Annotated in this window: 24 protein-coding genes; 14 read left to right on the forward strand and 10 right to left on the reverse strand. The window is 62.7% G+C overall.

Annotation, left to right across the window (positions count from 1 at the left end):
• Positions 1 to 27: 27 nt before the first annotated feature.
• Positions 28 to 957 carry a hypothetical protein gene (locus tag AC2TC0_RS06075; RefSeq protein WP_484716623.1) on the reverse strand — a complete coding sequence of 310 codons (930 nt, stop codon included), beginning with the start codon at positions 955 to 957 and terminating at the stop codon, positions 28 to 30.
• A 23-nt stretch (positions 958 to 980) separates the two neighbouring features.
• The gene (locus AC2TC0_RS06080; protein ID WP_484716624.1) at positions 981 to 1,565 is read right to left on the reverse strand and encodes a J domain-containing protein; all 585 of its coding nucleotides are present in this window, start codon (positions 1,563 to 1,565) and stop codon (positions 981 to 983) included.
• A gap of 113 nt (positions 1,566 to 1,678) precedes the next feature.
• On the opposite strand from AC2TC0_RS06080, the gene AC2TC0_RS06085 reads away from it, so the two are divergent.
• Genes AC2TC0_RS06085 through AC2TC0_RS06095 form a run of 3 tightly spaced genes read left to right on the forward strand, consistent with a single transcriptional unit; the run spans position 1,679 to position 3,209 of the window.
• The gene (locus AC2TC0_RS06085) at positions 1,679 to 1,960 is read left to right on the forward strand and encodes a BolA family protein (RefSeq protein WP_484716625.1); all 282 of its coding nucleotides are present in this window, start codon (positions 1,679 to 1,681) and stop codon (positions 1,958 to 1,960) included.
• Complete coding sequence (locus tag AC2TC0_RS06090; protein WP_484716626.1) at positions 1,957 to 2,325, forward strand: cupin domain-containing protein; 369 nt, start codon at positions 1,957 to 1,959, stop codon at positions 2,323 to 2,325. Before AC2TC0_RS06085 ends, AC2TC0_RS06090 begins: the two co-directional genes overlap by 4 nt.
• Positions 2,322 to 3,209: a pirin family protein gene (locus AC2TC0_RS06095; RefSeq protein WP_484716627.1), complete on the forward strand. Its 888-nt coding sequence runs from the start codon at positions 2,322 to 2,324 to the stop codon at positions 3,207 to 3,209. The genes AC2TC0_RS06090 and AC2TC0_RS06095 overlap by 4 nt, the downstream gene beginning before the upstream one ends.
• Before the next feature lie 17 nt (positions 3,210 to 3,226).
• On the opposite strand, the gene AC2TC0_RS06100 is transcribed toward AC2TC0_RS06095, so the two are convergent.
• Positions 3,227 to 5,233: a DUF3857 domain-containing protein gene (locus AC2TC0_RS06100; RefSeq protein WP_484716628.1), complete on the reverse strand. Its 2,007-nt coding sequence runs from the start codon at positions 5,231 to 5,233 to the stop codon at positions 3,227 to 3,229.
• Positions 5,234 to 5,459: 226 nt separating this feature from the next.
• On the reverse strand, positions 5,460 to 5,813 hold the full coding sequence (locus AC2TC0_RS06105; RefSeq protein WP_484716629.1) for a hypothetical protein: 354 nt from the start codon (positions 5,811 to 5,813) through the stop codon (positions 5,460 to 5,462).
• A gap of 7 nt (positions 5,814 to 5,820) precedes the next feature.
• Here AC2TC0_RS06105 and AC2TC0_RS06110 point away from each other — a divergent pair, with 7 nt between their 5' ends.
• A complete protein-coding gene (locus AC2TC0_RS06110; protein ID WP_484716630.1) occupies positions 5,821 to 6,927 on the forward strand; it encodes a serine hydrolase domain-containing protein in 1,107 nt (368 codons plus the stop codon).
• Positions 6,928 to 7,054: 127 nt separating this feature from the next.
• Here the strand turns inward: AC2TC0_RS06110 and pdxH are convergent, their stop codons facing one another.
• Positions 7,055 to 7,633 (reverse strand): pyridoxamine 5'-phosphate oxidase, encoded by a 579-nt coding sequence (gene pdxH / locus AC2TC0_RS06115; RefSeq protein ID WP_484716631.1) that lies wholly within the window; start codon positions 7,631 to 7,633, stop codon positions 7,055 to 7,057.
• A gap of 214 nt (positions 7,634 to 7,847) precedes the next feature.
• On the opposite strand from pdxH, the gene AC2TC0_RS06120 reads away from it, so the two are divergent.
• The 7 genes from AC2TC0_RS06120 to AC2TC0_RS06150 all read left to right on the forward strand — a co-directional run bounded on the left by AC2TC0_RS06120 (position 7,848) and on the right by AC2TC0_RS06150 (position 13,683).
• Complete coding sequence (locus AC2TC0_RS06120; protein ID WP_484716632.1) at positions 7,848 to 8,744, forward strand: DnaJ C-terminal domain-containing protein; 897 nt, start codon at positions 7,848 to 7,850, stop codon at positions 8,742 to 8,744.
• A complete protein-coding gene (locus AC2TC0_RS06125; protein ID WP_484716633.1) occupies positions 8,737 to 9,645 on the forward strand; it encodes a YihY/virulence factor BrkB family protein in 909 nt (302 codons plus the stop codon). Before AC2TC0_RS06120 ends, AC2TC0_RS06125 begins: the two co-directional genes overlap by 8 nt.
• On the forward strand, positions 9,642 to 10,445 hold the full coding sequence (gene fabI / locus AC2TC0_RS06130) for an enoyl-ACP reductase FabI (RefSeq protein ID WP_484716634.1): 804 nt from the start codon (positions 9,642 to 9,644) through the stop codon (positions 10,443 to 10,445). Before AC2TC0_RS06125 ends, fabI begins: the two co-directional genes overlap by 4 nt.
• Positions 10,442 to 10,747 (forward strand): hypothetical protein, encoded by a 306-nt coding sequence (locus tag AC2TC0_RS06135; RefSeq protein ID WP_484716635.1) that lies wholly within the window; start codon positions 10,442 to 10,444, stop codon positions 10,745 to 10,747. Before fabI ends, AC2TC0_RS06135 begins: the two co-directional genes overlap by 4 nt.
• Positions 10,744 to 11,118: a VOC family protein gene (locus tag AC2TC0_RS06140; protein WP_484716636.1), complete on the forward strand. Its 375-nt coding sequence runs from the start codon at positions 10,744 to 10,746 to the stop codon at positions 11,116 to 11,118. Before AC2TC0_RS06135 ends, AC2TC0_RS06140 begins: the two co-directional genes overlap by 4 nt.
• Positions 11,115 to 12,191, forward strand: coding sequence for a chorismate synthase (gene aroC, locus AC2TC0_RS06145; protein ID WP_484716637.1), 1,077 nt, complete (start codon positions 11,115 to 11,117; stop codon positions 12,189 to 12,191). The genes AC2TC0_RS06140 and aroC overlap by 4 nt, the downstream gene beginning before the upstream one ends.
• A gap of 118 nt (positions 12,192 to 12,309) precedes the next feature.
• Entirely contained in the window at positions 12,310 to 13,683 is a 1,374-nt protein-coding gene (locus AC2TC0_RS06150; RefSeq protein ID WP_484716638.1) for a dicarboxylate/amino acid:cation symporter, read from the forward strand.
• Positions 13,684 to 14,119: 436 nt separating this feature from the next.
• Here AC2TC0_RS06150 and AC2TC0_RS06155 read toward each other — a convergent pair whose 3' ends face one another.
• Complete coding sequence (locus AC2TC0_RS06155) at positions 14,120 to 14,935, reverse strand: hypothetical protein (RefSeq protein WP_484716639.1); 816 nt, start codon at positions 14,933 to 14,935, stop codon at positions 14,120 to 14,122.
• A gap of 193 nt (positions 14,936 to 15,128) precedes the next feature.
• On the opposite strand from AC2TC0_RS06155, the gene AC2TC0_RS06160 reads away from it, so the two are divergent.
• From AC2TC0_RS06160 to AC2TC0_RS06170, 3 genes are all read left to right on the forward strand, one after another.
• On the forward strand, positions 15,129 to 16,523 hold the full coding sequence (locus tag AC2TC0_RS06160; protein WP_484716640.1) for a cytochrome P450: 1,395 nt from the start codon (positions 15,129 to 15,131) through the stop codon (positions 16,521 to 16,523).
• Between the two features lie 149 nt (positions 16,524 to 16,672).
• Positions 16,673 to 17,035 (forward strand): hypothetical protein, encoded by a 363-nt coding sequence (locus tag AC2TC0_RS06165; RefSeq protein ID WP_484716641.1) that lies wholly within the window; start codon positions 16,673 to 16,675, stop codon positions 17,033 to 17,035.
• Between the two features lie 367 nt (positions 17,036 to 17,402).
• Positions 17,403 to 18,062, forward strand: a complete 660-nt coding sequence (locus AC2TC0_RS06170; RefSeq protein WP_484716642.1) for an Npun_F0296 family exosortase-dependent surface protein — start codon at positions 17,403 to 17,405, stop codon at positions 18,060 to 18,062.
• Positions 18,063 to 18,116: 54 nt separating this feature from the next.
• On the opposite strand, the gene AC2TC0_RS06175 is transcribed toward AC2TC0_RS06170, so the two are convergent.
• From AC2TC0_RS06175 to AC2TC0_RS06190, 4 genes are all read right to left on the reverse strand, one after another.
• Positions 18,117 to 18,467 carry a HesB/IscA family protein gene (locus AC2TC0_RS06175; protein ID WP_484716643.1) on the reverse strand — a complete coding sequence of 117 codons (351 nt, stop codon included), beginning with the start codon at positions 18,465 to 18,467 and terminating at the stop codon, positions 18,117 to 18,119.
• Between the two features lie 48 nt (positions 18,468 to 18,515).
• On the reverse strand, positions 18,516 to 18,986 hold the full coding sequence (locus tag AC2TC0_RS06180; RefSeq protein WP_484716644.1) for an SUF system Fe-S cluster assembly protein: 471 nt from the start codon (positions 18,984 to 18,986) through the stop codon (positions 18,516 to 18,518).
• Between the two features lie 111 nt (positions 18,987 to 19,097).
• Positions 19,098 to 20,279, reverse strand: a complete 1,182-nt coding sequence (locus AC2TC0_RS06185; protein ID WP_484716645.1) for an aminotransferase class V-fold PLP-dependent enzyme — start codon at positions 20,277 to 20,279, stop codon at positions 19,098 to 19,100.
• A partial coding sequence (locus AC2TC0_RS06190) for a SufD family Fe-S cluster assembly protein (protein WP_484716646.1) occupies positions 20,276 to 20,658 on the reverse strand: 383 nt, incomplete at its 5' end. The genes AC2TC0_RS06185 and AC2TC0_RS06190, both read right to left, overlap by 4 nt.

Below are 20,658 nucleotides of genomic sequence, written 5' to 3' on the forward strand. Positions count from 1 at the left end.
CAATGGCCTAGGTCACCGTGCCACCAATCAATTTGCTTCAAGCGCCGCCTCTTCCGCGACCAGCCCGCGTTCCACCGCCGCCGCCAGCCGCGCCCGATGCCGCCATTCCTCCCGGTTGGCATTGATGCGGTACAGCGAATTCAGATATTCGCGGTCAGCGGCCGTCAGCCCGGCCAGCGTGCGGTTGGCCGGACTTTCAAACAGCGACAAAATGCTCTCGCTTCCCGTCAGTTGGCCTTGGCGCCCGCCCATTGGCACGCCGGTCAGCGCCAACATGGCAACATGGTCGGCCAGCGCATCGAGGCTGACCCCCGCCGCGCGATCGACGTCGATGATCACCAGCATGCTATGCATGCCCGCCGCCACCGGCGACTTGATCAGACTTGCCCCTTCGGCGCTCAGCAAATTGGCATTGAGCACGCCCCCCGCTGCCCCGCCCAGTTGCACCGGCGTCTCGCCGCCCGCCACCGCGCCCTTCGGCGGTCCCAGCTCGGCGCGCGGCACCCAGCGTACTGCGCCGCTGCCGCCCAGGAATTCGGCCTTCGCGTCATAAACCACATCGGTCAGGATGCGCGGACGCTTGCGATAGAGCAGCTTGGCCAGCCCCGGACCGTCGCCCGTCCAGGCGACCACAACATTGCTGTCGCAGCCCGCTTTGCCCACCGGCGCGCCCGCTTCGCCCGCGACTTTGGCGACCCGCTCGGCGAAGCGGTCCTTTGCCTCCTTGTCGTCAATTCCCGTCTGGAACAGGCACAGCGGCTGCTGCCAGCGTGGCAGAAAGCCCTCTAACCGCGCGCGGCTGAACATCCGGCGATAGACATGTGCGCGCTTGCGCCCGGCTTCCACGACAATCTCGGCCTTATTTGCATCTTCAGCAACGGCAATGTCCGGTGTCTGGGCTGTCGCGGCGGCGGCGAGCGTCAGCGGGGCGAGCAAGAGAGGGAGGGACTCAAGCATAGCCACGAAGCTAACACGACTGCCTATGCTTTCAAACGATTATATGCTGCAATCACCGACTGCAATTTGGCCTCGTGCCGCCGGTCACCGCCATTGCGGTCGGGATGGTACATCCGCACCAATCGTGAGTAAGCCATGCGGATCGAACGCCGGTCGGCCCCCATTTCCAACTCCAGCGTGGTGAAGGCGCGGCGCACCTCCGGGTCAATCCCGCGCGCCCGGTCCTTCGCCTCGCTCCGCGCTTCGTCCATGCGCTGCCGGAACCGCGCGCCGATCGCGTCAATGGGGTCCTTGAAATCGGCCCAGCGGGGGGGCAGGTCGGCGCTGCCCGCCGCGCGGAACGTCCGGCTTTCGCTTTCCCATCCGTGCATCGGCGACTGCGCGGCATAAATTTGCTCGGCGCTCATGCCCGCGAAATAATCATAGCTCGCGTTAAATTCGCGCACATGCTCCAGGCACAGCCAGCGCCACGGCTGCGGCCCGTCCAGGCTGGGCCGATGCGACAATGGCGCGCGAAATTCGCCGGGGTGCGGGCAACCGGCGATGGCACACCGCTCGTCGCGGGGGATACGGCCATGCAAGCGCGATGGATCAGTGGTACGCGCCATAGCTTCCCAAACCGTCTGTCCTGAGCCTGCCTAGGGACTGTTCTTTTCTTCACGGCTCCAGAAGGAAGAACGGCCCTTCGACAAGCTCGGGGCAATCGGATATGGATTTAGATATGCACAAAGGTCCAGCCCAGCAAGAGATGGAAGCGCGCCTCGCCGCCGCTTTCCCCGGTGCCGTCATCACCCTGACCAACGACAGCGCCAAACATCATGGCCACAGCGGTGACGATGGTTCGGGCGAATCGCATTTCAGCCTGCACATCGTCTGGGCGGGCTTTGCCGGGCTCAACAGGGTTCAGCGCCAACGCGCGGTCAACGTGGCGCTGGGCGACATGCCCGGGAACCGGGTCCATGCGCTGGCGTTGAAGGTCGAAACGCCTGAGGAGGTTAAATGACGCCGCAAAAAGTCAATCTCGCCGAAGCCTTCAGCCGCTTCTCCGATCATTGGAACCCGCGCATCGGCGGCGACGTCAACGACACCCACATTCGCCTCGTCAAATTTGCCGGCAAGTTCGACTGGCACCAGCATGAGGCAGAGGACGAGATGTTTCTGGTGATCGCGGGCACCATGCGCATGGGCCTGCGCACTGGCGACATCGATGTTCATGCCGGCGAATATTTGATTGTGCCAAAGGGCACCGAACATTGCCCCGAAGCCGTTGGCGGCGAATGTCACGTCATGCTGATCGAACCCGCCGCCACGCGCAACACCGGCAATGTTGTCACCGAAAAGACGAAATTTGAGCTCGCGCGGCTATGACCGACCTTATCACCATCACCCCCACCAGCCACGACCTTGGCATGTTCAAGGTCCGCCGCACGCTGCCCAGCAAGCCGCGCACCATGGTCGGTCCCTTCATTTTCGTTGACCAGTTCGGCCCCGCGCATTTTGACGTGGGCGCGGGCATGGACGTGCGCCCGCACCCGCACATCAACCTCGCCACCGTCACCTATTTGTTCGAAGGCGCGATTGACCACCGCGACAGCCTTGGCACCTATGCCACCATCCGGCCCGGCGCGCTCAACCTGATGACGGCCGGCAAGGGGATTGTGCACTCAGAGCGCACCCCCGCCGAAGAACGCGCCAGCGGCTCGCCCATCAGCGGGATGCAAACCTGGCTCGCGCTGCCCGATGGCAAGGAAGAAATCGACCCCGCCTTCGAACATGTCGCCGCACCCGACCTGCCGGTGATCGAAGGCGATGGGGTGCGCGCAACGATCATCATGGGGTCGCTGTGGGGCCAGACCGCGCCGACGACGCAGCACGCCGCCACCATCTATGCCGACATCGCGATGACGGCGGGCAGCCGCATCCCCATCGCCGCCGAAGCCGACGAGCGCGCAATCCTCGTCGCCATCGGCGACGCGAGCCTCGACGGCCAGCCGCTCGAACGCCACGCGCTCCACATCCTCGCCCCCGGCACGCCGATGACGCTGACCGCCACCACCGACGCCCGCGTGATGCTGCTGGGCGGCGAAGCCTTCACGACTAAACGCCACGTCTGGTGGAATTTCGTCAGCAGCGACCGCGAGCGGATCAACCAGGCGAAACACGACTGGAAAGAAGGCCGCTTCCCCAAAGTGCCGGGGGACGAGGTGGAATGGATTCCGATTCCCGAGGTGCCGCTGACGCGGAGTGAGTAGCGCCTATTGGATCAGGTCTATTTCAATCGGTCGGCTGGTAGGCACGGAATCTTTGGTGCGGTCCAATCGAAGTCATAGGTTGCCGGAACAATCTGCTTGCTCGCTTTCGGTGCTGAAAGGCCGTCGGGGTCAAAATAGATGCGCGCCATGCTGTTGTCGAATGACGCGATACGCCCATTGTCCGTTGCCGCTTTCGCCGCATCAATCTCCTCAGTTTCGACGCGGCTGCCCCTGATCATCCGGATCGAATGATCCTTGTAATCAAAGGCGCGATAATAGTTTCGACCGAAAAGCTCTACGTCGAAGCCTTTGTTAAACGACCATTGCTCAGGCTTGGTGCTTGTTGGCAGGCGCACCGTGGTGACGTGGCAGACAAATTCCCTTTTTGCGAAAAATGGAATGCTCTGGTCCTGACCAGTGGCCCGAATCCGTTTCTCGGGAGGATTAAAACCGCCGCCTGGCAGCGACAGTGCCTTTGACCCTCTGCGCTCATCTTCCCAGTCTATGTCGCCTTTTCCCGTTATGGTCAAAATGCTGGCCCGCGCCTTTATGTCATACTTCCATTTGGCCGAACTGATCTCCTGCCAGGTATCGCCTACCAGATTCTGCCGTAAATTTTCCTCGATCTGGGTCGGGGTCAAGCTCGAAAATTGCGCTTGCTGTTGCAGGCCATCGAAGCCGCGAACAATGTAGGTTGCCGTGATCGTCGCGGGCTGGTCAAATCCTTCGCGCGCGTCAATCTCGAACAGGTTGATTTCGTCCGGCGTATGCGCTGGCTGGTGTTCCAGCCTTTGCAGTTGCGCCTGTCCAGCTCGGACGGGAAGTACCCAGCGATAGGGAATATATGGAGTGATCGACGGCTCCGCGACAAACGGCAGCGTCCCGTCCATGTAGAAGACTTGGCCGTCAATGGTCGCGCGTACCAGAATGTGGTCGAACAGGTTTGGACTGGGCAGCCGCTGATCAAGCCCGTCGTCGGCGCCACTGTTGTTCGCCAGCACCGCCTCGGCCTCGACGCCCAGCTCATTAAGCAGCGCGAGCAGCAAGGCGGTTTTTCCCTTGCAGTCGCCATAACGGCGCACCCATGTTTCCTCGGCCGTTGCCGGCCTGAAATTGCCGCCATTCAGTCCGACATAAACATATCGTACATCGCGCTGAACCAGCTTTAGCGCTGCCCGCGCGCGATCCAGTGTTGTAGGGTGGGCGGACGCAATCCGTGCGGCTTCGGCCTTGAGCGGCGAGTCAGGCTTGAGCGTCGCCGCCGCAGCGTACAGCGGGGCAAATAGTTCCGAAACGTTCGCCCACTCGGGGAATTCACTATACTCCATAAAACGCTGCCAGTTGAAGCGCGGCGGGGCATCCTTGGCCAAATTGATCTTGGCCGGGTTATCAAGCCGCAGGCTGATCGAACGCTCGCCGCGAACAACGACCGGTTCAATGTCGCTTGACAATCTTGTGATGGGATTTCGGTCCGGTGCCCAGCTCAGATTGAGCGCATAACGACCGGGTGCCGTTTGCGGCCCGATGAAAAGATAGCCAGCACCTCGGTTACCCAGCGTTGGGTCTTTGTGGCGCGTTGTATAACTCAATTCCAATTCGTCGTCGACGCGCAGGTCCGGCACGCGGGCGACCGCCGTGAGTTCGCCGGTTAGCATGGCGGCTTCAAGTTGGTCTTCGCGGCGCAGCATCTCAAACTTGGTACTCGGCAGCGCGTCAATCACAGTGCCTTCCCGAAAAACCTTGATGCTGTGTACGATCGTTTCGCCTGCTGCTGGGTCCCAGGACAGGCTTATATTCCCCAGCTGCAAGGCGTTGGGATGCAATATCTTTATCCTGAGACCGGAATAAAGATGCTGGCCGCGGTCATCGACATGAATGAAGATGTCTTGGCTGCGTACAAAGACCAAGCCTTCAGGGTTGTCAGGTACCGGCATCGGCTCTGAACCGATCACCCATTTCGGCTTGGGCCCAAATTTAACAGTTTCGCTTTGTGCGAACGCGTTGCCGCTCAGTGCTGACGTCAAGGCGATGGCAGTTAGAATAGAGCGCAATTGCATCCCCCCGAAATCAAGATCCCGCTGCCTTCGCGGATCACAACGCAGCAATTTACGCGACTGATTTCAACAGGCAAGGGCCAAACTATTGGCAGTACTCGTTCTCAAACAAGTCTTCTAAAATACTGTAGTCGAAATGCGGCCGCGCACCATTCGCCGTCGCCGCTCTCCTACTGTGGCATGCAACGGAAGTGCCCTACTCCGCCACAAACACACACCCGCTCGGGCCTTCATACCGCGCCGAACGGCTTGCCAGCAGCGGCACCGATCCGGTCACCGTCTTGGTTGCCGGGTCATCGCCCACCGATATAATCTCCATCCCCGGTTCAAAATCGCGGATGCAACTGTCCATCGGACGCCCCTGCACATAGCGGCACGAACAGCCGATCCGCGCGGCATAGGCCGATCCCGCCTCGGCCTGCGCCTTCAGTGTCGGGTAATACCAGATGCCCAGCGCCGCGACTGCCGCCAGCAGCAGCCAGGGCCAGATGCGGCGACGTTTGGCCGCAACGGGCGGGATTGTGTCGGGGGCGGGGGCGCTGCTATCCATCGCGCCCATGAACCGCAAAATCATCGCAGTGGCAAGTGTCGCCATGCTGCTGGGCGTCGGCACGGTCGCTCTGAAGCCGCAAGCCGAAGCCACCCCCGCGCTCCCCGCCGGCCCCAGCTGGCCCGCCGCCGCGCCGGTCAAATCCCCCATCGACGCGCTGTTCACCGACGCCGAAGCCATGGGCGAGACCCGCGCGCTGCTCATCCTGCGCGATGGCAAGGTGATTTACGAACGCTACGGCCCGGGGTTCAATCAGGACAGCAAGCTGATCAGCTGGTCGATGGCCAAAAGCATCACCTCGGTGCTGATCGGCTTCCTCGTCGCCGACGGCCGCCTCGCGCTAGACGCGCCAGCACCCGTTGCGGCGTGGCAGCGCAGCGGGGATCCGCGCGGGTCGATCACGCTCAAGCACCTGCTCCATATGTCGGCGGGGCTCGAGCATGTCGAAAGCGGCGATCCGGCGTGGGAAGCGGACACGGTCGACATGCTGTTCGGCGATGGGGCCGCCGACATGGCCGCCTTTGCCGAGGCCAAACCGGCGGTGGCCAAGGCGGGCGAGCAATATAATTACAGCTCGGCGACCAGCGTCATCCTGGCCGACATCATCGCCGACACGCTCGCCCCCGGCGCGAGTCCCGCGGCGCGGCGCGATGCGGTGCTGGACTTTATGCGCGGGCGGCTGCTGGAGCCCACCGGCATGACCAGCCTGACGCCCGAATTTGATGCCGCGGGGACGATGGTCGGCGGCTCGATCATGCACGCCACCGCGCGCGACTATGCCAAATTCGGTGAGCTGCTCCGCAATCGCGGTGTTGTCGATGGCCAGCGGCTGCTGCCCGAAAGCTGGATGCGCTTCATGCTCAGCCCGGCACCGTCGGACGGCGGCTATGGCGGCCATATCTGGCTCAACCGCCCGCGCCCGCCGGGTTCGGGCGTGTCGCTGTGGCCGGGGCGCGGGCCAAACGACATCTTCGCCTGCCTGGGGCATCAGGGGCAGTTTATCATTGTGTCGCCCTCGCAGCGGTTGACCGTGGTGCGGCTGGGGATTTCGCGCGATGGCGACCAATTGCCCAACGTGCGGGAAAAGCTGCGCGCGATTGTGGCGGGGCTTTAGCATTTGCAGGCACGCCCACCCCGCTGCGACTAGCGAGCAAGCTCGCAAGTCTCGCTGCCCCTCCCGCTTGCGGGAGGGGTTGGGGTGGGCCTGTGCAATTGCGTGATACAGGTGCTGGCAGGCACTTCTAAGGAAACAACAACCCCTCGTCCCATCCGGCATCGCCCCGCACAAACACCCGTCGTTCGTGCAGGCGGAACGCCTGATCCTGCCAGAATTCGAACCGATCGGGGACCAGCCGAAACCCCGACCAGTGCGGCGGACGCGGCACCTCGCCGACGGCATAGCGCACGCCAAATTCGGCGACGCGTTTCAGAAAATGGGCGCGGCTGGGCAGCGGGCGTGACTGGTCCGAAGCCCAGGCCCCGATGCGCGAATCGCGCGGACGGCTCGCGAAATAGGCATCGGCCTCGGCGCTGCTAACCGGTTCGACCGCGCCCTCGATGCGGATCTGGCGCGTCAGGCTTTTCCAGTGGAACAACAGCGCGGCTTGGCGGTTGGCGGCCAGCGCCAGCCCCTTGCGGCTCTCCAAATTGGTATAGAAGACAAAGCCCGCCGTATCATGCCCTTTGAGCAGCACCATCCGCACCGATGGCCGCCCGTCGGGGTCAACCGTCGCCAGCGCCATGGCGTTGGGGTCGTTTGGCTCGCGCGTCTGCGCCTCGGCAAACCAAGCGTCGAACAGGGTGAAGGGAGTGTCGGTCATGGATTCGCCCTAGAGCGATATCCGCGGAATATGAATCGCCAATTTTTCATCATCCCGGACTTGATCCGGGATAACAAGCGACCGTGGCCCGTTATCCCGGATCAAGTCCGGGATGACGAAAAGATAGATGATTGTCTCGCCGTCCCTAGCGCGCATGCACGCTTGCGCATCAACTGGCTTGTCGGCGCCGCCATGTCTCCCTAGCTAGGGGGGCATGGCGAAAGACCCTTATTCCATACTCGGCGTCGCCCGCGGCGCGAGCGAGGCTGAAATCAAGTCGGCTTATCGCAAGCTGGCGAAACAGCTGCACCCCGATGCCAATAAAGACAACCCCAAGGCCTCTGAGCGCTTTTCAGAGGTGACGCGCGCCTATGACCTGCTGTCGGACAAGGCCAAGCGCGCCCAGTTCGATCGCGGCGAAATCGATGCCGACGGCAACCCCGCCATGCCCTTTGGTGGCGGCGGGTTTGGCGGTGGGGGTGGCGGCAACCCCTTTGGCGGGGGCGGGGCCGATTTTTCAGACCTGTTCGCCGACCTGTTCGGCGGGCGCGGCGGCGGGGGTCCCTTTGGCGGCCAGCGCAGCGCTCCGCCCAAGGGCGGCAACATCGCCTATCGCTTGGCGGTCCAGTTCATCGATGCCGCAACGCTCGCGCCGCAACGGATCACGCTCCAGGGCGGCAGCACCATCGACCTCAAACTTCCCGCCGGGGTCGAAAGCGGCACGCAGATGCGCCTGCCCGGCAAGGGACAGGCGGGTCCCGGCGGCGCGGGCGATGCCATCGTCACCATCGACATCAAACCCCACCCGTATTTTACCCGCGATGGCGAAAATATCCGCCTCGATCTGCCCGTCAGCCTTTCCGAAGCCGTACTGGGCGCAAAGGTAAAGGTGCCAACGGTCGACGGCCCCGTCATGCTGTCGGTGCCGCCGGGCACGACGTCGGGCAAAGTCATGCGGCTCAAGGGCAAAGGCTGGAGCATCAAGGGCGGCGGACGCGGCGACCAATTGGTGCGCCTGTTGGTCGATTTGCCCGCCGATGATGCCGCGCTCAAGGCCTTTGCCGAAAGCTGGAACGGTTCCGCCAACCCGCGCGCGGCATTGGGTGTCTGACAGAGAGAAATTGGGCGGCTGGCGCGGGTTGCTGGACCGCGCGCAGCGCTTTGACCATTGGCTGCTCGGCATCTTTGGCCGCGCTTTGAGCGGAACCTATAACGACGGCTTCATGCACGCAGGCAATCTGGCCTATTTGTCGCTGATTGCGCTCTTTCCCTTCTTCATCACCGCCGCCGCGATTGCCGGGTTGATTGGACAGGGCGAGGCCGGGCGCGAAGCGGTCGAGGCGGTGCTGGCGACCATGCCCGCTGGCGTGGCCGCCGTCGTGCGCGATCCGGTCAATGACGTGCTCAATGCGCGCACCGGCAATTTGCTGTGGATCGGCGCCATCGTCGGGCTTTGGACCGTGGGCAGCCTGATCGAAACCGTGCGCGACATCCTCCGCCGCGCCTATCACGCCAGTTACGAACGCAGCTTTTGGCAGTATCGGCTTGGCTCCATCGGCCTGATTATCGGTGCGGTGTTCCTGATGATGCTGTCGTTCGCGGCCGAAGTCGTCTTTGTCGCGCTCGACCAGTTCATCGACCGGGTGGCGCCGCGCATGGGGGCGCTGGTGGGCGATATTGGCCTGTCGCGCTATATTCCGCTCTTCGGCCTGTTTTTGGCAATTTACCTCTTGTTCCTGTCGCTCACCCCGGCGCGATACAAGGGGCGCCGCTATCCCAAATGGCCCGGCGCGCTGGTGACGGCCTTGTGGTGGGTAACGACGCTATGGGTACTGCCCTTGGCGCTGGTCTATATGTTCAGCTATGACCTGACGTATGGCAGTCTGGCGGGGGTGATGGTCACCTTGCTGTTTTTCTATGTCGTCGGGCTGGGATTGGTTATGGGGGCGGAAATCAACGCCGCGCTGGCGCACGCCGCCGACGAGCGCGAAGCCGAAACGGGGGCGCAATGAGTGGATTGATGCAAGGAAAACGCGGGCTGATCATGGGGCTCGCCAATGACAAATCGCTGGCCTGGGGGATTGCCAAGGCGCTGCGCGAACATGGTGCCGAGCTCGCCTTTTCCTATCAGGGCGAAGTGATGGAAAAGCGCGTGCGCCCGCTCGCCGAGCAACTGGGCTGCGATTTCCTGCTCGATTGCGACGTGTCAACCGAAGAAGAGCTCGACAAGACCTTCGCCGCGCTTGCGGCGCGCTGGCCGACCATCGATTTCATCGTCCACGCCATCGGCTACACCAATAAAGAGGCGCTGCGCGGCAAATATGCCGACGTCACGCTCGACGATTTCCTGCTGACGATGAACATCAGCGTGTACAGCTTTACCGCCGTTGCGAAGCGCGCCGCGCCGATGATGGCGGCGGGCGGTTCGCTGCTGACGCTCAGCTATTATGGCGCCGAAAAGGTCATCCCGCATTATAACGTCATGGGCGTGGCCAAGGCCGCGCTGGAAACCAGCGTCAAATATCTCGCCAATGATTACGGGCCGCAGGGCGTGCGCGTAAACGCCATTTCGGCGGGCCCGATTAAGACTCTGGCGGCCAGCGGGATCGGCGATTTCCGCCTGATCCTGAAATGGAACGAACATAACGCCCCGCTGCGCCGCAACGTAACCATCGACGATGTCGGCGGGGCGGCGCTGTACCTCTTGAGTGATCTGGCGAGCGGCGTGACGGGTGAAACGCACCATGTCGATGCCGGCTATCATACCGTGGGGATGAAGCAGGAAGACGCGCCGGATATTGCGCTGGTATGACGGCGCTACCCGACATCACCAAATTGCTGTTGATCGGTGCGGTCGCGCTGATTGTTGCCATTTATGCCTATTTCCACGCACGCGCCTACCGCGAAGGCCTGCCGCCAATCCAGGACGCCTTTTTTTCGGGCACCGCCTTCGTGGGCATGTGCATCGCCTTTGTCATGGGTGGCCGCATTGGTGAAAGCTATGGCATGGTCACCGAAGGCCGAGTGGCCGGGTTGGGGATGGCCGTGCTGGTCATTCGCTGGATGCGGGCGCGGCTGGGTGTCGAACTGGCGGATTGGCGCAGCACAAAATGAGCGATGGCTTGTCGATTGACCATATCCAAGTTGCGATGCCTGTGGGCGGCGAGCCCCCGGCGCGCGCCTTTTTCGGTCAATTGCTGGGTCTAGTGGAACTTCCCAAGCCACCGGAAATGGTGGCGCGCGGCGGCTGCTGGTTCTCGCTGGGCACACAGCAACTCCATCTGGGCGTCGAAGCCGACTTCAAACCCGCCAAAAAGGCCCATGTCGCACTGGCCAGCGATGATCTGGACTCGCTGCGCAGCAAGCTCGAACATGCGGGCTATGTAACCCAGGCCGATACTATCATCGATGGCCGAACACGATTTTTTACTTATGACCCGTTCGGCAATCGCATCGAATTTTTGGACAAGGTAGCGCGCAAATGAGCTTGAACAGCTTCGGCCACCTTTTCCGCTTTACCACCTGGGGGGAAAGCCATGGCCCCGCCATCGGCGCGGTGGTTGACGGCTGCCCGCCTGGCCTCGCGCTCACCGAGGCGGATATCCAGCCCTTCCTCGACAAACGCCGCCCCGGCACCAGCAAATATACGACGCAGCGGCAGGAGCCCGATCAGGTGCGTATCCTGTCCGGCGTGTTTGAAGGCAAGACCACCGGCACGCCGATCTCGCTGATGATCGACAATGTCGACCAGCGGTCGAAGGATTATAGCGAGGTCGCGCAGGCCTATCGCCCCGGCCACGCCGATTATGCCTATGACGCCAAATATGGCTTTCGCGACTATCGCGGCGGCGGGCGGTCGAGCGCGCGCGAAACCGCATCGCGCGTCGCGGCGGGCGCGGTCGCGCGGTTGGTGATCCCCGAAGTCAGCATTCACGCCTGGGTCGCCGAAATCGGCGGCGATGCGATTGACCATGATAACTTCGATTTGGAAGAAATTGATCGCAATCCCTTTTTCTGCCCTGACCCGGCGGCGGCGCAGCGTTGGGAGGCGCTGGTCGATGCCGCGCGCCTCGCGGGCAGCTCGTTGGGTGCCGTGATTGAATGCGCCGCGACCGGCGTGCCCGCAGGCTGGGGAGCGCCGCTCTATGCCAAGCTCGATGCCGAACTGGCGCACGCGATGATGGGCATCAATGCGGTCAAGGGTGTTGAGATCGGCGCGGGCTTCGACGCCGCCCGGCTGCGCGGTGAGGACAATGCCGACCGCATGCGCCCCGCCAGCGACGGCAGCAACCGCCCCGAATTCCTGACCAACAATTCGGGCGGCATAGCTGGCGGCATTTCGACCGGCCAGCCGGTGGTGGTGCGCGTCGCCTTCAAGCCGACCAGCAGCATCCTCACGCCGGTCGAAACCATCACACGCGGCGGTGAAGCGACCGACATCATCACCAAGGGTCGCCACGACCCCTGCGTCGGCATCCGCGGCACCCCGGTGGTTGCGGCGATGATGGCGCTGGTGCTCGCCGATCAGAAATTGCTGCATCGCGGGCAATGCGGGTGACGCAATCAACCATAGGCATTACGTCATTGCGAGCGCAGCGAAGCAATCCAGGGCTTGCGTAAACCGCTCTGGATTGCTTCGCTACGCTCGCAATGACGGATAAAGGGACGGGACGCGCGTGGACAAGAAACTGACCTGGTATATTTTTGTTGGAATGGTCCTCGGCGTCCTCGCGGGCTATCTCGTGTATGTCTTTGTCCCCGAAGGCACTGTTACGGTTTGGCCATTCGGCTTTGAAGCGGACCTGAAACAGCTTTACAGCAAAAGCTTCAATCTCTTGTCCGCCATTTTTCTCAACCTCATCAAATTGCTTGTCGCGCCGCTCATCCTGTCGACGATCGTCGTCGGCATTGCGCATATGGGCGACAGCAGCGCGCTTGGCCGCATCGGTTTCCGCGCCATCACCTGGTTCATCCTCGCCAGCTTCATCTCGATCGGCCTTGGCCTTGTCATGGTCAACCTGTTCCAGCCCGGCGTCGGTGTCCCCTTGGGGGCGGCGGCGGACGCAGCGGCGACCGTTGGCGAAGTCAAGAAGCTCGATTTCTTCGAATTCATCCTGTCGATTTTTCCGAAGAACGCGTTCGAGGCGATGGCCACGAACAACATACTGCAAATTCTGGTTTTCTCGCTGTTCGCCGGGGTCGCGCTTTCAGCGCTGGGCGAAAAGGGCGCGCCGCTGGTGCGCGGTGCCGACGCGCTCGCCGAAATGATGCTGCAGATCACCCATTATGTGATGCGGTTCGCGCCGTTCGCAGTGTTCGGCGCGCTGGCCAAGGTGGTGGCGACAAGCGGGCTTGGCATCCTCGCCACCTATGTAGAGCTGGTGACCGAATTCTATCTGTCACTGGGCATATTGTGGGCGATCTTGCTGTCGATCGGCGCGCTGTTCCTGGGTCGACGCATCTGGACGCTCATCCGCTATATCCGCGAACCGATGCTTATCGCGTTTTCGACGGCATCATCCGAAGCCGCGCTGCCCAAGCTGTTCGAACAGCTCGACCGCTTCGGTGTGCCGCGCCGCATTTCGGGTTTCATGCTGCCGCTGGGCTACAGCTTCAACCTCGATGGTTCGATGATGTACATGAGCTTCGCGACGATTTTCATCGCGCAGGCCTATGATATTCCGCTCACCGTCACCGAACAGATATTGATCCTGCTGACGCTGATGATTTCGTCGAAGGGCGTGGCGGCGGTGCCGCGCGCCTCGCTGGTGGTCATCACCGGCACGCTCGCGATGTTCGGCCTGCCGGTCGAAGGGGTCGCGCTGATCCTCGCCATCGACCAGTTCCTCGACATGGGCCGCACGGCGACCAACGTCGTCGGTAATGCGGTGGCCACCAGCGTCATCACCAAATGGGAAGGCATGCTCGAAGCGCCCGAGCCCGACAGCGGCGGCTATCCGCACGCGCCCGCGCATACCGTGGCGAGCGGCAAAGCAGGGCTCGATCTCGCCCCTGACATGGTCGAGGATGAGCGGAGCAAGCCTGTTTAGGCGTCGGCGCGTCGCTGCACCGTAGCCCTGAGCTTGTCGAAGGGCGCGCCGCAGGAATGTGGCTATGGCTCGCGCCTGAGCCACGTGCTTCGACAAGCTCAGCACTTCGGTGTTTTGGGTTAGCCCCCCAACAATGCGAAAGGGCCGCCGGGGCAATCCCGGCGACCCTTCCTGCATGGTCAGCGATACGGAGGTTTCCCTGCCGGAACGCTCAGGCGCGCCTTAATTCAGGCGCACGCGTCCCGATGGAGCCTGACCGACCTCAAAACTGAACCATGAGACATCGGATCACCTCCTTTCGCTAGTGAATATGGCATGTGCGCACTCCTTGGCTGCGTCGCGGCACGGGCACACCATGAATCACCGTGAATCGCAGTTCAAGTCTTGATTTGCGCAAAAAAATCGACGATTCTTTTCGCCCGCCCAAAAACCAGCCTCAATCCTCGCGCACGCGCCCACCGGGGTCGCGTGGCGGCGGGGCTGGACGTGCTGCGGGTGGCGGCGGCGGCGCCGTACCCTGCGCCGGGGCCGAACGCGGTGTCGTTGCCGAGCGACCGTTGCCAGCCGGCGGCGCGCTGGTGCGCGGTCCACGCGGCGTGGCCGCGACCGATCCGTCTCCGGCCGGGGGCGGGGTCCAGCTACCGCCACCGGTGCGGCGCGGGCGGCTTTCATTACCCTCGCCGCGGGGACGGCCACGCGGCGCCTCGCTGCCATCGTCAGCGGTCCAGCCACCATCGCGGCGTCCTGCGGGGAAGCCCGGTGGCGGCGCCGCGCCGCTGCCGTCGCCGCGCCCTTTGCCCGGACGCCAGCCGCTGTCGGGATAGCCCGGCCGATCCGCGCGGTCATGGTCGCGCCCGCGGTCATGGTCCCGGCGACCATGATGTTTCCACCACGCGCGGCGACCGCCCCAATAGGTCAGATAATTATGGTCCATGCCATGGCGGCGGCCATAACGGTCATAAAGGAACAGGCCGTAACCGGGGTAATAATAATTGTCATACCAGCCGCCACCGAAGCCGATCTGCACAAAGCCCGAATGATAGTCGGCGATCTCATAGCAATCATAGCCATAGGTCGCATCGTCATAGGCATAGGGATCGTTCGACCAATATTCGTCGCCGTAACGCGCCGCGCAATCATTGGCGGCGAACGACGAGCTGCCATAGATATCGCCATAATAGCAGCCGCCGAGCATCGTGCTGGCCAGCGCGGCAAAGCCCAGATTGCGCAGTCGATTTGAAACGGTCGTCATCATCCATCCCTCGGGCGCAGCGACTCGTCGCGCTGTGCTGCCTTTCGTCGGGATGGCTGCACGCTTCGCCTTGAATTGGAAATGAATGATGTGCGCCGCAACGTCACCAAGCTTACTTGCATTGTTGTCAGTAACGCTTTAGCCTCATCGTAACGCATCGGCTGCTAGCCGCGCGTCAGGGAGAATGAGACCAATGAACGCCCCCGCCAAAGCGACGAGTTTCAACCCGCTGCGCGCCGAATGGGAAGCGCATTGGCTGCCGATGCCGGATCCGGCGACGCTGGACGATATCCCCGGCGACGATGGCGCGCCGATCATCGGCAATACGCTGAAAATGCTCAAAGACCCGATGGGCTTTGCGCAGAATATGGTTGCGGCGCACGGCAAGGTCTATCGCAACAAGGCCTTTGGCGGGCGGCAAGTCGCGCTGGTCGGGCCCGAGGCGAACGAGCTGATCCTGTTCGACCGCGACAAGATTTTTTCGTCCGAACAGGGCTGGGGGCCGGTGCTCAACCTGTTGTTCCCGCGCGGGCTGATGCTGATGGATTTCGAAAAGCACCGCGCCGACCGCCGCGTGCTGTCGGTCGCGTTCAAGCCCGAACCGATGCGGCTTTACGCCGATGCGCTTAACGACGGCATTGCGCGGCGCGTCGGGGAATGGAGCGGCCAGCGTCTGCTCTTCTATCCCGCGATCAAACAGCTGACGCTCGACCTTGCTGCGACCAGCTTCCTCGGTATTCCATGGGGCCCCGAAGCGGACCGCATCAACAAGGCGTTTGTCGACATGGTGCAGGCGTCGGTCGGCGTCATCCGCAAACCATTGCCCTTCACCGCGATGGGCCGCGGGGTGGCGGGCCGCAAATATCTGATCGAATATTTCTCGCCCATGGTAGCCGAGCGCCGCGCGTCGGATGGCGAAGATATCTTCACCCAGATTTGCAAGGCCACCGACGAGGATGGTCGGTATCTGGAAGTCGACGCCATCGTCGACCATATGAATTTCCTGATGATGGCGGCGCACGACACCATCACCAGCTCGGTCACCTCGATGGTGTGGCTGCTCGCCAAACATCCCGAATGGCAGGACAAGCTGCGCGAAGAAATGCTGCGCGTTGCCCCGGCAGGCCAGGGAGTCGGCCATAATGCGCTGGGCGAGCTGGAGCTCACCGAAATGGCGTTCAAGGAAAGCCTGCGCCTGATCCCGCCGGTGCCCAGCATCCCGCGCCGCGCGCTCAAGGAATTTGAATTTGGTGGCTATCGCATTCCGGCCGGAACCATGGTCGGCATCAATGTGAACTACACCCACCATATGGCCGAATATTGGCCCGAACCCAAAAAGTTCGATCCCATGCGTTTCGCCCCCGATGCCGTGCGCGGGCGCCACAAATATGCGTGGGTGCCCTTTGGTGGCGGCGCGCATATGTGCCTGGGGCTGCACTTCGCTTATATGCAGGCGAAGATTTTCATGCACCATGTGTTGACCACGCACCGGATCGTGCTGGATGACGGCTACACCCCCGACTGGCAGGCTTGGCCGATCCCCAAGCCGAAAGACGGCTTGCCGGTCCGCTTTGAACGGCTGGGTTAGGGCGGCGTGCCGCTTATCCTCATTATCGTCATCCCGGCTGCGGCGATGGCCTCGCTGATCCGGGATAACACGCCCCTGTCCCTTGCTATCCCGGATCAAGTCCGGGGTGACCAGAATTCTGGGGTTCTGACGTTGCGGACGACGCGCTGATGGCTATCGCGGTCCAGCTGGCTTGGGCGCTGCTTGCGCTCATCCATGTCATGCCCGCCCTTGCGCTGTTCCGCCCGGTGATGATCACCAGCCTTTATGGCATAGCCGCAGGCGACCCCGCTTTCCTGCTGCTCCACCACCGCGCGGCCTTGTTCCTTGGCGTTTTCCTGCTGTGCATTTGGTCGGTCTTTGACCATGGCGCGCGGCCAGTGGCCGTCGTGGTGGCGGCAATCAGCATGCTCAGCTTTCTGTGGCTGTTCTGGCAGGCGGGTAGCCCGCCCGCCTTGCGCACGATAGCCATCGCCGACCTGGCCGGATTGCCCGCGTTGGCACTGGTGGCTTGGGCGGCGTTTCGATCCTAGCCAATTTGGCCGCAGGACACTTCTGCATTTGGCTCCCGAGACCATCGTGCATCCAGCCCATAAACGAACCTGGTGGTGCCGCGACTCGGAAACCGCTTGCCGGGGACGATTCGTCCTATGAAGATGTTGCGAGGGCTTGGGCACGCCAATTATCGGCCGCAGAGTCTGTTTCATAACGAAACAGCTTTCGCCGTCTCCCGGCTCCCGATCGCCAGAAGCGGCAAACATGTGTCGGATTTACTTGTATAAAACCCGATCACCCGATGACTGCAACCTGGCTGCAACAATGCGTCCGGCGGCAAAAACATGTTTACGAAAAGGTAAATCGTTGAGACAGTCTGCGCATCAACCATTTGGGGAAAAGTCCATGATTGCGAAACTGGCCGCCTCCGCCGCGCTTCTGGCTTTTGCCAGCCCGGCGCTTGCCGTGACCGTCATTACCAACGCGCCTGGTGCGCCGGACCCGGGGGCACCCGCGGGCACGACCGTAGTTGCCGATTTCTCCAGCCCGCTGGCGGCTGGCGTGACCAACACGACGTCGGGATCGGTTGTGACTGTGTCGGGTACGATGTCGGGTCAGTATGCGCAGCCTGCGCCGGTATCCCCGCTCAATGCCTACCAGGCCGTTCAGGGCAATGGGGTCAGCACCTTCTCATTCACCAAGTCGCTGGGCGTTTTCAGCTTTTACTGGGGTTCGATCGACACGTACAACAAGATTGAATTCCTTCGTGGCGACGGCTCGCTGGTCCAGACGTTTACGGGCGCTGCCTTTGCTGCACCCGCCAATGGCGATCAGTCCGCATCGGCCACCAATCGCCGCGTCACCTTTGGTTTCACTGGAGCCGAAGCGGTGAAGCAAGTCCGTTTTTCCAACTCGCCGCAAACCAACGCATTCGAATATGACACGCTGGCAATTGCAGGCATTCCTGAGCCCGCGACCTGGGCGATGATGATCATGGGCTTCGGCTTGGTCGGCGGCGCGATGCGCAGCCGCAAGTCGGTGACCACCAAAGTCGCCTACGCCTGATCCAATCGTAATGAATGAGAACAGGGCCGGGGAGAAATCCCCGGCCCTTTTTCGTTAGACCGTGAAACTCTCACCGCAGCCGCATGCGCCTTTGGCATTGGGGTTGGCGAAGACGAAACCGGCGGCGAAATCATCCTCGACCCAGTCCATCGTGCTGCCGATCAGATACAGCACCGACGCGCCGTCGATGAAGAATGTTCCGCCTGGCGTTTCGATGCGCTCGTCGAACGGCGCGGCTTCGGTTACATAATCCACTGAATAGGCGAGCCCCGAACAACCGCGCCGCGGCGTCGACAGCTTAACGCCGATGGCGCCTTCGGGTGCCTTTTCCATCAGCGCGGCAATGCGCGCTTCGGCTGACGGCGTCAGCGTGACTGCGGCGGGGCGTTGCTTGAGGGTCGTCATAGTTGTTTTTCCTTCAAAGCCCCTCCCCTTTAGGGGAGGGGGAGAGCATTACAACATTCCCAACTCTAACCGCGCTTCGTCGGTCATATTGCCCGGCGACCAGGGCGGATCCCACACCAGATTAACCTCGACATCGCCCACGCCCGGCACCGCGCCGACGCGCAGTTCAACCTCGGCGGGCATGCTCTCGGCGACGGGGCAGTGCGGCGTCGTCAGCGTCATGTTGACGACGACATGGCCTTCGTCGATTTCCACCCCGTAAATCAGGCCCAGATCATAGATGTTCACCGGGATCTCGGGATCGAAAATTTCTTTCAACGACGCGATCACCGCCTCATACAGGTCGCCGCCCACGCCGTGTGGATCGACCGCTTTGGGCTGTTCGGCCAGGAACCCCGCCAGATAGTCGCGCTTGCGCTCAAGTTTGGCGGCAGCGGTTTCGGGCGCGGCCTCATCGACCCGCGCGCGCGGGGGGGTGGGGACGCTGGTCACTTCTTCAACTTTGATTGGTTCGTCCATCACAACTCCTCGTCGTGCTGAACTTGTTTCAGCACAACAAACTGCTGTTGCCCGTTATCCTGAAACAGGTTCAGGATGACGATAGATTTGCGGCTCATCCGAAAATCCCATTCACCCAAAAATTCGCGTTACGCGGTGCAGTCCCTCGACCAGCGCCGCCACATCGCTCTCATCGCTATACAATCCGAAACTCGCCCGCGCCGTTGCGGGCACACCCAGATGCGCCATCAACGGCTGCGCACAATGGTGCCCGGCGCGGATCGCGACCCCGGCTTCGTCCAAGATAGTGGCGATGTCGTGCGGATGCACCCCCGCCATCGCAAAACTGACGATGCCCGCGCTGTCAACAGGGCCGAAGATCGTCACGCTGTTGAACGTGCGCAGCCCCTCCCGCGCCGCGGCGACCAGCTGGGCCTCGTGCGCGTGGATGGTGTCCAGCCCGATCGCGTCGACATAATCGACGGCGGCATGCAGCGCGACCGCTTCGACAATCGCGGGCGTTCCGGCCTCGAACCGTGTGGGGGCAGGGGCGTAAGTGGTGCGCTCGAATGTCACCCGGTCGATCATCGATCCGCCCCCCTGCCACGGCGGCAGGTCGGCCAGCTTGCGGCTCCACAGCACGCCGATGCCGGTTGGGCCGTAAAGCTTGTGCCCCGAAAACACATAATGGTCGCACCCCAGCGCCGCGACATCCACGCCCAAGCGCGGTACCGCCTGGCACCCGTCGATCAGCAGTTCGGCGCCGACACCATGCGCCAGCTCCGCCGCGCGCGCCACATCCAGCACACTGCCCAGCACGTTCGACACATGCGCGAAAGCCACCATCTTGTGCGCGGGCGTCAGCATTGCGGCGGCGGCGTCCAGATCAATGCGCCCGTCGGCGGTCAACGGACAGACGTCAACCTGCCACCCCGCCAGCTGCCAAGGCACAATATTGCTGTGATGCTCCAGCATCGACAGCAGCACGCGCCCCTTGGTCGGGTGCGTCTGCGCGATCAGGTTGATGCCCTCGGTCGCGCCGCGCACGAACACGATTTCCTCGTCGCGCCCGCCGATGAAGGCCGCCACCCGCCGCCGCGCGGCCTCATAGGCGAGTGTCATATTGGCTGAGCGCGCATAGACGCCGCGGTGGACGGTCGCATAATCGACCCCCATGGCGCGGGTCGCCGCGTCGATCACAGCCTGCGGTTTCTGCGCCGTCGCGGCGGTATCGAGATAATGCCAACCGGGGGTCAGGCCGGGGAAGTCGTCGCGCAGACGGGTTGAATTTCGGACGGCAGCCAAGGTGCTCACACCAATTCCCCCAGCTTCGCCAGCGCCAGCGCCTGCAACCGTTCACCCTCCGCCGCGCCATCAAACACCCCCGCGACAAAGGCTTGCAACAGCAACGTCTTCGCCTCCGCCGGAGCGATCCCGCGCGATTGCAGGTAATAAAGAGCCATGGCATCCAGCTCGCCAATGGCGCAGCCGTGCGCGCATTTCACATCGTCGGCGTAAATCTCGAGCTCGGGCTTGGCGTTGGCGGTCGCGCTGCGCTCGAGCAGCATGGCCTTCACATCCTGCTCGCTGTCGGTCGCTTGCGCGTCGCGCGCGACCGCGACCTTGCCCAGATAGGTGACCGTGGCGGTCCCGCCCGCGACCGAGCGCACGGTCTGGGGGGGGGGAGGGCGGG

It is taken from the genome of Sphingopyxis sp. sgz302558 (genome assembly GCF_057220455.1).